Raw genomic sequence first — 12,879 nt, forward strand, 5'->3', positions numbered from 1 at the left:
AACTATTCTGCGCGAGCCCTCATGTCGGCTACGCCGAAGGACGAGTGAAGTGGTGGGAATCCTGCCGTCTCCGCAGTTGACCGGACCGAGCCCGATCGACGAGCCTCGGCAGGCCTCGGCTGTCCGGCTCCCGCTGCGCACCACGGTAGCCGAACTGCTCGGCGGTTCTGCGGTTGCCGTGGTGGTGAGCCTGGTGCTGCAGTTCGCGGCCGCGCGCTTGAGCATCAGCGAACCCAGCTACGCGCCCGAGGCGCTGACGATGCTCAGCAGCACCCTGGTCCTCATCGCGCTGTTCGTCCCGCTGGCCTTCGGCTACCGGGTCTCGCGCATCGGCCGGTGGGGCAAGGTCGTCGCGACCTGGGTGGCGCTGAGCGCCTTCAGCACGCTGTCGCTGGCCCTCCCGCTGCAGTCGACGCGCTTCTACTACGGCGGGTCCTCCACGGACAACGGCTTCCGCATGCAGTTGATGACGCGCATGGCCTCCACCCTGGGCCTGGCCGACATGAACTACGCCGACACCGCGCCCTACTACCCGAGCGGCTGGTTCTGGCTCGGCGGCCGCTTCGCCAACCTCCTGGGCTGGGAGGGCTGGGCGGCCTACAAGCTCTACGCGCTGTGCTGGATCGCGGTGACGACCGTCGTGGCGTTCACGCTCTGGAGCGTCGTCCTGCGCCGCCGGCTCGCGTTGCTGGCGACCGTCGCGACCGCGCTGTCGGGCATGCTGCACGGCATCGTGGAGCCCTACGCCTGGCCGTCGGCCGCGTGGCTGCTGCCGGTGGCGGTGCTGGCCTGGCGCGCGATGCGGCAGACCGACGGCACACCGCGGTGGACGCTGATCTGCATCGGCGGCTTCATCGGCTTCGCCGCGATCACCTACACGCTGCACTTCGGCTTCGCCGTCGTCGTGATCGTGCTGATGGCGGTGGTCACCGGGTTCAGCCAGGTCCGCAACGGCGACGGCCTGGGCGCCGTGGTCAAGCGGCAGTTCCTGCGGCTGCTGCCGATCGGTCTGGTCAGCCTGGTCATCGCCCTCCTCGTATGGCTCCCGTACCTGCTGTCGACGAAGTTCCTGCTGGACAACCCGCGCAGCGCCGCGCAGCACTACCTGCCCGACGACGGCGCCTTCCTGCCGGTGCCGATGACCGAGGCCTCGGCGTTCGGCGCGCTGTGCCTGGTGGGCTTCGCGTGGCTGCTGCTGCGCTTCCGCCACAGCGAGGTCGCCGCCGCGATGCTGCTGGTCGTGGTCGCGATCTACGGCTGGTTCGGCCTGTCCACGCTGGCCCTGCTCGCCAAGACGACTCTGCTGGCCTTCCGGCTCAACGTCGTCCTCGACGCGCTCCTGCCGGTCGTCGGCGTGCTCGGCCTGGTGGAGCTGATCGGCTACCTCCGGACCAAGATCACCTCGCAGCACGCCGTCCAGGTAGGACTCCTCGCCTGCGCGCTCGGCCTGGTCGGCGCGGTGAGCGTCACCCAGGAAGCGCTCAGCGAGAAGCTCATCGGCTACACCGAGCAGGCCTACACCGACTACTACCCGACCGGCGACAACGCCAAGGGCCAGAAGGCCCCGGACGAGGTCGGTTCCTGGTTCGACGACGAGATCCGCGCGGTCGCCGCGCTCACCGGCCGCGAGCCCGACCAGAACGTGCTGCTGAGCACCGACTACAAGCTCATGTCCTTCCAGCCGTACTGGGGCTTCCAGCAGGAGACCCCGCACTACGCCAACCCCCTGGCCGACTACGCCGACCGCGCTGCGGAGATCGAGCGCTGGTCCCAGGCCAAGACCAGCGACCAGTTGCTGAAGGCGGTCCGGAGCTCGAAGTTCAAGAGCCCCAACGTGTTCGTCCTCAACAACCCCAAGAGCCGCTACTCCACAGTGGAGACTCCGCCCGAGCACGAGGGCGACCTGGCGCTGCAGCTCAAGGGAGACTCGTTCCCCCAGAACCCGAACGTGCGCGACTACTACGTCTACTTCGACCGCGAGCTCTTCGACTCGCCCGCCTTCGTCAAGCGCGAAGTCGGCCCGTACACGATCATCGCGCTGCGCTGACCCGGTACCCGGGCGCGGCCTGGGGGTGGCGCTCATCGAGCGATCGCCACCTCTGCCCGCGCCCGGCGGAGCCGGTAGTGCATCGCGGCGGCGACCAGCGCGAACGACCACAGCGGCCAGAGCCAGACCGGCAACCACACCACCACGTTGTTGGGGATGCCCGGGTTGTCGGTGAGCATCTGCGTCAGCAGCATCCTGCTGCCGGCCAGGACCAGGACCGCAGCGCACAGCGCGGGCACCACGGCCATCCGGACCGGCACTCGCTTGCCCGCCAGGCCGATCATCCAGCGCGGGAAGCGCTCTCCCCACGGGCGGATCAGCCCCCACGTCAGCACCGCGCCACCGGCCGCAGCCGCCCCGAGCCCGAGACCTGCTGCGCCGCTGCTGTTCTCCATCGACAGGTCGGGAATCCCGATCGCCATCAGCACGCGGCTCGCCGTGTACAACAGTGGAACGGCGATGGCGACCCAGGTCCACCACAGCCCTCGGTTGGACGTCTCGTCCCGATCAGCGCGCACGGCCTGCTCGATCCACGACAGCAGCAACGTCACCACGAGCGCGACGACCACCAGCTGGAGCACCAGCGCCGGCGACAGGTAGTTCCGCAGCGGCGCGACGTCTCCGGCCAGCGCCGAGACCAGCAGGAACGGTAAGTAGCCCACCGCGGCGAGCACACCTGGACCGAGCAGCACCAGCAGGCCGCCGATCGAGGCCACCCGCAGCGGTGCGGGAGCGCTGCCCCGGCGCGCGGTCACGATCCCGGTCGCCGCGGTCACCGCACCGATCAGCGCGAGCACCAGGTTGGCGGCGACTTGCGGCAGCAGGGTCAACGACGAGGCGAAGAAATCGGTTGGGTCGGCCACCGGGCTGGGCGCACCGGTGAGCAGGCAGACCAACGCCGCCAGCACGAGCAACCCACCGCCGGCGGCGACGAAGCCGTGGGCAACAGCGCCGTTGGCGACGAGGCCGTTGGCGACGAGGCCCTTCGCGAACTTCCCTTGTTCAGTCATGCCAGCAATGTTCGCGGTTTCGACCGTGATCGGCCTCCACCGCGACGGACCGACTTCCTCCTCCTCAGGGAGGAGATTCGCGAACCGCGCGAACGACCTGGCGCACCGCTGACGACCGCTCAGACCACGCCGTTGTCGTAGGCCCAGATGACCGCGTGCAGCCGATCGCGGACGCCGAGCTTGCGCAGCACCGCCGCGACGTGGGTCTTCACCGTCGTCTCCGCCAGGTGCAGCTCGGCACCGATCTCGGCGTTGGACGACCCGCGCGCCACGGCGGCCAGCACGTCCCGCTCCCGGCCGGTCAGCGCTTCCCAGAGCGGTGCCGGACCGCGCGGCGCCGCCCGCTTGGCGACCTCCAACAGGCTCCGGGTCGCGCGCGGCGACACGATCGAATGTCCCTTGTGGACTTCGCGCACGGCCGCCGCGACCTCCTCGCCGGGCGTGTCCTTGGTCAGGAAACCGCCCGCACCGGCCCGCAGGGCGGCGAAGAGGTTCTCGTCCAGGTCGAAGGTGGTCAGGATCAGCACCCTGATCTCCGGGTGCTCCGCCGTGATCAGCTCGGTCGCCTCGATGCCGTCCACTCCCGGCATCCGGATGTCCATCAGCACCACGTCGACCCGGTGCTTGCGGCAGGATTCCACCGCCGCCGCACCGGAATCCACCTCGGCCACGACCTCGAGGTCGTCGTGCAGGCCGAGCATGATCCCCAGCGCGGAGCGGATCAGCTCCTGGTCGTCGGCGACGACCACGCGGATCGCGCTCACCGCTCCCCCAGCTCGAACTCGGCCCGCACGGTGGTGCCCGCACCGGGCTCGCTGCGCACCACGAATCCGCCTCCGATCTGCCGCATCCGCTCGGCCATCCCGACCAGGCCGTACCCACCGCGCTCGGTGAGGTCATCGGCGGTCCCGGGGCCGTCATCCGTCACCGCAACGGTAAGCCGGTGCGGTTCCCAGTCGAGGGAGATCCGGCACGTCACCTGCGGACCGACGTGCTTGAGCGCGTTGGTGACCGATTCCTGGACCACCCGGTACACCGCGTGCCGATCAGCGGTCGAGAGGTCTTGCCTGGTCCCGGAGCTGCTCAGCTCGACGTCCGCGCCTGCCTGGCGGAACGAGTCGATCAGCGCGTCGAGGTCCCGGTCCTCGTGCGAACTCACCGGGTCGTCACCCGAACGCAGGACACCGAGCATTCCGCGCATCTCCTGCATCGCGTCGCGACCCACGCCCAGCGCCGTCGAGAGCATCTCCCTGGCGCGCTCGGGATCGCGGTCGAAGACCATCCGCGCGGTGTCGGCCTGCGCGAGCACGACCGCCAGCGAATGCGCCGCCACGTCGTGGATCTCGCGGGCGATCAACCGGCGCTCGGCCGCGATCGCGGCGCGCACCTGCTCCTGCCTCAGCTGCTCGGCGCGCTGCGCGCTCTCCTCCAAGGCGCGCACGTAGGACACCCGGATGCGCCGGTAGCGCCCGAGAGCCCAGGCCGACAGCACCGAAGCGACGGCCACCGCACCGAGCACCAGCGCAGGCAACCAGCCACCCGGGAAGCTCACCACCATCCGCGCCACCACCAGCGCCGATCCGAGCAGCCCGCAGGCCACCGGCAGCACCCAGCGGTCGGTGTAGGCGATCACCGAGTACAGCAGCACCGGGTAGATCGCGGTGAACGGCAGCAGCACGGGCGGCACACCGCCCGGCAGGTCCGGGAGCACGACCAGCACCAGCATCAGGGCGCTGGCACCCGACAGGGCCGCCAGCGGCCGGATCCGGCGCAGCGCCAGGCTCCCGGCCAGCCCGACCAGGACGGCGAGGGTGGTGATCCACAGCCAGGGAGCGGCCCCCCGCAGGACGCTCAGCGACGAGCCGAGGCCGAGGAAGAGGACGAGCGCCGCCGCGACGCCGTCGAGCGCCAGGCGATGGTCGGGTCGCCAGGAGTTGAGCACGGGCTCACGGTAGGCGCGCGCGGAGGGACCCGCCTCCTCCTCACGAACGAGATGCCGGGCGCACCGGGAGCGCCTGCAGCCCGTGGATGAGGCTGGAGTTCCGCCGGACCAGGTTCTCCGGATCCGTGGCCAGTTCCAGGTCCGGGAAGTGCGAGATCAGGCCCCGCAGTGCGATCTGGGCCTCCATCCGGGCCAGCGGCGCTCCGAGGCAGAAGTGGATGCCGTGCCCGAAGGCCAGGTGCCCCTGGGCGTCCCGGCCGACGTCGAAGGAGTCGGCGGCGTCGAACCGCTCCGGGTCGCGGTTGACCGCCGCGAGCCCGATCCATACGAACTCGCCCGCCGGGATCTCGGTCCCGCCGACCACGACCGGCTCGGTGGTGAAGCGGAACGTGGTGTGCATGAGCGGACCGTCGAACCGCAGCATCTCCTCGACCGCGCCGTCCACCAGGTCGGGGTTCGCGCGCAGCGCGGCGAACTGGTCGGGATTCCTCAGCAGCGCGAGGACACCGTTGCCGATCAGGTTCACCGTGGTCTCGTGCCCCGCCACCAGCAGCAGGAACACCATCGAGATCAACTCGGTCTCGCTGAGCCGGTCCTCGTCCTCCGACACCTCGATCAGGGCCGTCAGCAGGTCGTCCGCGGGGTTCTCGCGCTTGGTCGCGATCAGCTCGGTCAGGTACGCCGCCATCTCGCCCGCGGCCTGCCCCGAAGCCTCCGCATCGATGTCGTCGAGCAGCCGGTTGGTCCAGACGCGGAAGTCGTCGCGGCGGCTCTCGTCCACGCCCAGCAGCTCGCAGATCACCCGGATCGGCAGCGGGAACGCGAACGCGTCCAGCACGTCCACTTCGGGTTCCCCGGCCATCGCGGTCAGCAGCTCGTCGGTGATCTGCTCGATCCTCGGCCGCAGGGACTCGATCCGGCGGGCGGTGAACGCCTTGACCACAAGCTTCCGCAGTCGGGTGTGGTCCGGCGGGTCCATGTTGAGCATGTGCATGTCGAACCCGGCCCCGGCGAACCGCCCGTCCTCGGCCTCCGGGGTGACGGCCGCGAAGCGGTCCATGACCAGCCGGAAGATGGTCTGCGCGTCCTTGCCCAGCCTCGGGTCGGCCAGCAGCGCCCGGGCGTCCTCGTACCGGGTCACCACCCAGACGGGCAGTCCGGTCTCGTTGACCAGCCGGTGCACCGGGCCCGCTTCGCGCAGTCGCGCGTAGCGCGCGTGCAGGTCCTGCACGAAGTCCGCGTCGAACGTGATCGGGTCGGTGTGCGCGGTCATGGAACCCCCATCCACGAGATGTGGGTCCAGTAAACCCCGCGCGCACCGGCGTCTGCCGGGAAAACCGGAATCCGACGTGGGGTGGGGGTGGGGAAGTTCTCATGAAAACTTCCCCACCCCCAGGCGCCCCACCCCCAGGCGCCCCTACGCCAGGCGGACCGGCAGCCGCTGCAGGCCGTGGATGAGCGTGGAGAACCGCCACTCGACGTCGTCCAGCTCGCCCGCCCCGCGCAGACCGGGGAAGCGCTCGGCGAGCTGCCGCAGCGCGATCTGCGCCTCCATCCGAGCCAGCTGCGCACCCAGGCAGAAGTGGATGCCGTGCCCGAACGCCACGTGCCCGCGCGCGTCCCGGCCGAGGTCGAACCGCTCGGGTTCGGGGAACTTCTCCGGGTCGTGGTTGGCCGAGGCCAGCCCCACCCACACGATCTCCCCGGCGGGGATCTCCACACCGCCGAAGGTCACCGGCTCCCGGGTGTGCCGGAACGTGCCGTGGATGACGGGCCCGTCGAAGCGCAGCGCCTCCTCCACCGCACCTGTCACCAGGCTCGGGTCGGCGACCAGGGCGTCCCACTGCTCGCGGTCGCGCAGCAGCGCCAGCACGCCGTTGCCGATCAGGTTCACCGTGGTCTCGTGCCCCGCCACCAGCAGCAGGAACACCATCGAGACCAGCTCGATCTCGCTGAGCCGGTCCTCGTCCTCCGACACCTCGATCAACGCGGTCAGCAGATCGTCGGCCGGGTGCTCCCGCTTGGCCGCGATCAGCTGGAAGAGGTACTCGGTCATCGCCTGGTTCGTCTCGGCCAGGGTCTCGTTGTCCGAGGCGTCGAGCATCGTGTTGGTCCACCGCCGGAAGTCGTCGTGGCGGTTCTCCTCCACGCCCAGCAGCTCCGAGATCACCTGGATGGGCAGCGGGAACGCGAAGGCGTCCAGCAGGTCCACCTCGGTCTCGCCCGCCATGTCGTCGAGCAACCCGGCGGTGATCTCCTCGACTCGCGGCCGCAGCGCCTCGATCCTGCGCGAGGTGAAGGCCTTGACCACCAGCTTCCGCATCCGCGTGTGGTCCGGCGGGTCCATGTTGAGCATCTGCTCGCTGATGGCCGAGTTGAACCGCCGCGTCCCGTCGTCGCCGATCTGGGACATGATCACCTCGCGGCTGCGCCGGAAGTCCTTGCCCAGCCGCGGATCCGCCAACGCCGCCTTCACGTCCTCGTAGCGGGTGATCACCCACAGCTTCAGGCCGTGCGGGCTGATCATCCGCTGGACCGGGGTGTCCGAGCGGATCTCGTCGTAGCGGGAGTGGAGGTTCGAGACGAAATCGGCGTCGAAGACGGGAGCTTCAGTGGTGGACATGGAAAATCCCTCGGGTAGGCGAGCTTCGGGCCCTCACCGCCAGTGAACCCCGTTCACCCCGGCTTGTCACACCGGACTGAGGGCCCTCTCAGCGCAAACCCGACGAATCACGCCACTTCGAAGCAACCGGCCCCGAGCAGCCCCTTCAGCTCTCCCTGCAGCCCGTTCTCCGTCGAGACGAAGAAGTCGCTGGAGAGCACCATCCGCGTCGTCCCGCTCTGGCTCTGCAGCTTCAGGTGCACCGGGGTCGTTCCGGAGTGCGCCTGCAGCGTCCGCTTGAGCTCCCTGACCAGCGACCGGTCCACCCTGCCCACCGGAACCTTGATCACGAACGCCGAGTCCCCGCTCGGGTCCGCCTCCGCGGCGGAGATGTCGATCGGAAGGGCGTCGGAGGCGAAGACGCTGATAGCGCCCTCGCGCTCGTTGATCCGGCCCTTGACCGCCATCGCGGTGTCCTCGATCAGGCAATCGGCGAACATCTCGTAGGACTTGGGGAAGAACAGCACCTCGACCGAGGCGTCCAGGTCCTCCAGGGTCACGATCGCCCAGGGGTGGCCGTTCTTGTTGATGCGGCGCTGGATCCCCGAGATCATCCCGGCGATCTTGATCTGCTCCTTGCCGCCCGCGGATTCGCGCTCGCCTCCGACGAGCTCGGCGATCCCGGCGTCCTGGTACGGAGCCAGCAGCCGCTGCGCGCCGTCGAGCGGGTGCGCCGAGACGTAGAGGCCCAGCATCTCGCGCTCGTAGGCCAGCAGCTGCTTGCGCGGCCACTCGTCACCGGTGAACTGCAGGTGCGCCAGCGGCGATGCGGACTCAGCGGTGTCGGCGTCGTTCTCGGCGCCGAAGAGGTCGAACTGGCCCATCGCCTGCTGGCGCTTGAGCCCGATCACCGCGTCCACCGCGGCCTCGTGGTGCTGCGAGAGCGACATCCGGGTGTGCCGCAGCGAGTCGAACGCGCCCGCCTTGATCAGCGACTCGATGACGCGCTTGTTGCACGCCAGGATCTCGGACTTGTCCAGGAAGTCGGTGAAGGAGGTGTAGCGGCCCTTCTCCTCGCGGCTGGAGACGATCGAGGCCACCACGTTGGAACCGACGTTGCGGATCGCGCTCATGCCGAAGCGGATGTTGCCGTCGACCGCGGCGAAGGTGTCCTGGGAGTCGTTGACGTCCGGCGACAGCACCTGCACGCCCATCCGGCGGCATTCCGCCAGGTAGACGGCCATCTTGTCCTTGTTGTCGCCGTTGGAGGTCAGCAGGCCGGCCATGTACTCCGCGGGGTGGTTCGCCTTGAGGTAGGCCGTCCAGTACGCCACCAGGGCGTACCCGGCCGCGTGGGACTTGTTGAACGCGTAGCCGGCGAACGGCAGGACCGTCGCCCACAGCTTGTCGATCGCCTGGTCGGAGAAGCCCTGGTCGCGCATCCCGGCCTGGAAGCCCTCGAACTCCTGGTCCAGGACCTCCTTCTTCTTCTTGCCCATCGCTCGGCGCAGGATGTCGGCTCGACCGAGGCTGTAGCCGGCGACCTTCTGCGCGATCGCCATGATCTGCTCCTGGTAGACGATCAGGCCGTAGGTCTCGGCCAGGATGTCCCTCAGGGGCTCGTCGAGCTCCGGGTGGATCGGCTCGACCGGCTTCTTGCCGTTCTTGCGGTCGGCGTAGTCCAGGTGCGCGTTGACCTCCATCGGTCCCGGCCGGTACAGCGCGTTCGCCGCCACCACGTCGCCGAACTCGGTGGGCTGCATGCGCTTGAGCAGCTCCCGCATGCCGCCACCTTCGAGCTGGAACACGCCCAGGCTCTCGCCGCGCGCCAGCAGCTCGTAGGTCTTGGCGTCGTCCAGCGCGAGGCTGGAGAGGTCGATCTCCAGGCCGTGGTTGTCCTTCACCATCTCCAGCGAGTCGCCGAGGATGGTGAGGTTGGACAGGCCCAGGAAGTCCATCTTCAGCAGACCGATGGCCTCGCAGGACGGGTAGTCCCAGCCGGTGATGATCGACCCGTCGTCGCGGGCCCACAGCGGGACCGCTCCCATCAGCGGCTGCGAGGAGAGGATCACCGCGCACGCGTGCACACCCGCGTTGCGGATCAGGCCCTCCAGCCCGCGCGCGGTGTTGAAGATCTGCGACACCGACGGGTCGGTCTCGATCAGCGAGCGAACCTCGGACGCCTCGGTGTAGCGCTCGTGCTGCGGGTCGACGATGCCCGAGAGCGGGATGTCCTTGGCCGCGATCGGCGGCGGCAGCGCCTTGGAGATCTTGTCCGCGATGGCGAAGCCCGGCTGACCGTGGTGCACGCGGGCGGCGTCCTTGATCGCGGCCTTCGTCTTGATCTTGCCGAAGGTGATGACCTGGGCGACCTTGTCCCGGCCGTACTTGGTGATCGCGTACTGCAGCACCTCGTCGCGGCGGCGGTCGTCGAAGTCGAGGTCGATGTCCGGCGGCGAGTCGCGCTCCGGGTTCAGGAACCGCTCGAAGATCAGGCCGTGCTCCAGCGGGTCCAGGTTCGTGATGTGCAGGATGTAGGCCAGCAACGAGCCCGCGGCCGAACCGCGGCCCGGTCCGACGTGGATGCCCTGCGACTTCGCCCACCGGGTCAGGTCACCGACCACCAGGAAGTACGCGCAGTAGCCCTTGGTGTCCAGCACGTCGAGCTCGGTCTTGATCCTCTCCAGGCACTCCTGGCTCGCGCCGTCGGGATAGCGGGTCGGCAGGTACTGCTCGATCTCGCCCTCCAGCAGCTCCCGCTCCGACAGGCCGCTGCCGTCGGAGATGCGCGGCATCCGGTCCTGGAAGGACCAGACGTCCTCGTAGGACTCCACCATCTCGGCGACCAGCAACGTGTTGTCGGCCGCGCCCGGGACCTCGGAGTCCCAGTACTCGCGCATCTCCTCGGCGGATTTCAGGTAGTAGCCGTCACCGTCGAACTTGAACCGGCTGTCGTCCGAGAGCGTCTTGCCCGACTGCACGCACAGCAACGCCCCGTGCGACTCGGCCTGGTCCGCCGTCACGTAGTGGCTGTCGTTGGTGGCCAGCGGCGGGATTCCCAGCTTCTTCGAGATGTCCAGCAAGCCCTGGCGCACCGACCGCTCGATCGGCAGGCCGTGGTCCATCAGCTCCAGGAAGAAGTTCTCCTCGCCGAAGATCTCCTGGTACTCGGCAGCCGCGCGCAACGCCTCGTCGAACTGCCGCAACCGGAGTCGGGTCTGCACCTCACCGGACGGGCAGCCGGTGGTCGCGATGATCCCCTCGGCGTGCTCGGCGATGAGCTCCTTGTCCATCCGCGGCTTGCGGTACATGCCCTCGAAGCTCGCGCGGCTGGACAGGGCGAAGAGGTTGCGCAGGCCCGTGGCGTCGCGGGCGAACATCGTCATGTGCGTGTAGGCACCGGCGCCCGAGACGTCACCGCCCTCGCCGAACTCGTCGGTGCCCCGCTGCTTGGCCTCGCCCCAGAAGATCGGCTTCTTCTGGAAGCGGTTCCCAGGAGCGACGTAGGCCTCGATGCCGATGATCGGCTTGATGCCGGTCTTGCGCGCCTGCTGGTAGAACTCGTCCGCGCCGAACATGTTGCCGTGGTCGGTCATCGCGACCGCCGGCATCCCGAGCCGCTGCGCTTCGGAGAACAGCGCACCGACCTTCGCCGCACCGTCGAGCATCGAGTACTCGGTGTGCACGTGCAGGTGGACGAAGGGGTCGACGGACACGGACAAGTTCTCCTTCGCGGCGGGATCGAAGACGAGTCAGCCTAACTCCGGCCACCGACCGAGCAGCCCGTTCCACCGGGCGTTGCGCGTCGTTCCACGCGACCGGGGTGCCGGATGTCGTGTGCGGGGTGGGGGAAGTTTTCATGAAAACTTCCCCCACCCCGCACACGACGTCCGCCGGTGTCGGGAACTCGTGCCTCGCACACGTCCGCCCACCTGACCAGGTAGCGTGGGACGACGTGACTGGCCCTGATCCCGTGGACGTGCGACTGCTAAGCGCCGTGGCAGAGATGGGCCGAGCGGCGGTCCCGGACATCGCCGGTCGGCTCGGCATGGACGTGCGCGACGTCGCCGCGCGGCTCGCCGCCCTCTCCACCACCGGACTGCCGCTGATGGTCGGCGTCGAGTGCGATCAGCAGGGCATCCGCAACGCCGTCGCCGCCGCTCAGCAGTGGGCGGCCCAGAACGCCGCGAGCGGCCCGTACCCGATGGCACCCGGCCAGTACAGCGGCCCGCAGCAGGTGTCGGGGCCCTACCCGGTGCCCGGTCCGCAGCAGATGTCCGGCCCCTACCCGGTGCCCGGCCCGCACCCGGCGTCAGGGCCCTACCAGGTATCCGGCCCGCACCAGATGTCCGGTCCTCAGCAGGTTTCGGGGCAGCACCAGGTCGGCGGGCCGCAGCAGATGGCCCACCCGCAGCAGCCGGTCGCCCCGGTACCGCCGATGAGCTCTTGGGGACCGCCCGGGTCCGCGGCGTGGGCGCGCGGTGACCAACCCGCGGCCCCCGCTCCCGCACCGACCGGCAAGGTCGGCTCCAAGCTGGAGGTCAACGGGATGTCCGGCGAGCGGATCAGCATCCAGCTCGTCGAGGTCGTCGATCCGGCCGATTTCCTCTACACCGCAGCCGGGTACGAGCTCCAGCCCGGCGAGCGCTCGGTCGTCGTGCACACCGAGCTGACCAACCACGGGCAGGTGCCGTTCGCATCGCTGCCCGACATGTACCTGGAACTGGTCGCGAAGGACGGTTCACCGGTGACCAAGGCTCCGGTGTCGATGTCGTCGCGCCCACCGCACCGGATGGGCGTCCAGCCCGGCGAAACCGCCGGTGGCCACACGGTGTACGTGCTCAACGAGTCCACCGAGGTCTCCGCGGTCCGCTGGACCCCGCAGCCCGGTGATCAGCAGCGCACGCTGCTCTGGGACATCTCCGACCTCTGACGGGCCACCGCGCCGGCTGGAACCGCCTACGAATCGCGGCGGAAGAAGTTCAACGGGTTGGTGCGCCTGGGCTTGTCCGCGCGATCCTTGCTGCGGTACTGCAGCGTCGGCCAGTCGCCCGCGTCGTCCCGGGCCCGCTCGGGCTCCGGCTCGCCGATCACGGACGGCGTGGCGGGTCCGACGTCCTGGGCGCTGATCACGTCACCGAGGCTGTGGAGGCCTTCCGGTGGCGTGTCGAGATCCGCCTGCGGATCCACCACGGGCATGCCGCGGGGAGGAGTCGGTGTGTCCGATCCGTGAAATTCCTGAGCCATCGGACCCCCTTCGTCGCGCGCCGATCCGATC

Annotated in this window: 9 protein-coding genes; 2 read left to right on the forward strand and 7 right to left on the reverse strand. The window is 69.4% G+C overall.

Annotated features, from left to right (window positions below; genetic code table 11):
* Nucleotides 1-76: 76 nt before the first annotated feature.
* The gene (locus ACYVF3_RS14830) at nucleotides 77-2,047 is read left to right on the forward strand and encodes an arabinofuranosyltransferase (RefSeq protein ID WP_461154800.1); all 1,971 of its coding nucleotides are present in this window, start codon (nucleotides 77-79) and stop codon (nucleotides 2,045-2,047) included.
* A 32-nt stretch (nucleotides 2,048-2,079) separates the two neighbouring features.
* On the opposite strand, the gene ACYVF3_RS14835 is transcribed toward ACYVF3_RS14830, so the two are convergent.
* From ACYVF3_RS14835 to dnaE, 6 genes are all read right to left on the reverse strand, one after another.
* A complete protein-coding gene (locus ACYVF3_RS14835; protein WP_461154801.1) occupies nucleotides 2,080-3,057 on the reverse strand; it encodes a hypothetical protein in 978 nt (325 codons plus the stop codon).
* A gap of 119 nt (nucleotides 3,058-3,176) precedes the next feature.
* Nucleotides 3,177-3,821, reverse strand: coding sequence for a response regulator transcription factor (locus ACYVF3_RS14840; protein WP_461154802.1), 645 nt, complete (start codon nucleotides 3,819-3,821; stop codon nucleotides 3,177-3,179).
* Complete coding sequence (locus ACYVF3_RS14845; protein WP_461154803.1) at nucleotides 3,818-4,999, reverse strand: sensor histidine kinase; 1,182 nt, start codon at nucleotides 4,997-4,999, stop codon at nucleotides 3,818-3,820. Before ACYVF3_RS14845 ends, ACYVF3_RS14840 begins: the two co-directional genes overlap by 4 nt.
* 40 nt (nucleotides 5,000-5,039) lie before the next feature.
* Nucleotides 5,040-6,272, reverse strand: a complete 1,233-nt coding sequence (locus ACYVF3_RS14850) for a cytochrome P450 family protein (RefSeq protein WP_461154804.1) — start codon at nucleotides 6,270-6,272, stop codon at nucleotides 5,040-5,042.
* Nucleotides 6,273-6,416: 144 nt separating this feature from the next.
* Entirely contained in the window at nucleotides 6,417-7,622 is a 1,206-nt protein-coding gene (locus ACYVF3_RS14855) for a cytochrome P450 family protein (protein WP_461154805.1), read from the reverse strand.
* A 107-nt stretch (nucleotides 7,623-7,729) separates the two neighbouring features.
* Nucleotides 7,730-11,317 (reverse strand): DNA polymerase III subunit alpha, encoded by a 3,588-nt coding sequence (gene dnaE / locus ACYVF3_RS14860; protein ID WP_461154806.1) that lies wholly within the window; start codon nucleotides 11,315-11,317, stop codon nucleotides 7,730-7,732.
* A gap of 239 nt (nucleotides 11,318-11,556) precedes the next feature.
* Between dnaE and ACYVF3_RS14865 the strand changes: the two genes are divergently transcribed.
* Nucleotides 11,557-12,534, forward strand: a complete 978-nt coding sequence (locus tag ACYVF3_RS14865; protein ID WP_461154807.1) for an AsnC family protein — start codon at nucleotides 11,557-11,559, stop codon at nucleotides 12,532-12,534.
* Nucleotides 12,535-12,560: 26 nt separating this feature from the next.
* Here the strand turns inward: ACYVF3_RS14865 and ACYVF3_RS14870 are convergent, their stop codons facing one another.
* Nucleotides 12,561-12,848: a hypothetical protein gene (locus tag ACYVF3_RS14870; protein WP_461154808.1), complete on the reverse strand. Its 288-nt coding sequence runs from the start codon at nucleotides 12,846-12,848 to the stop codon at nucleotides 12,561-12,563.
* Nucleotides 12,849-12,879: the final 31 nt, after the last annotated feature.

The organism is Saccharopolyspora tripterygii, from assembly GCF_054778355.1.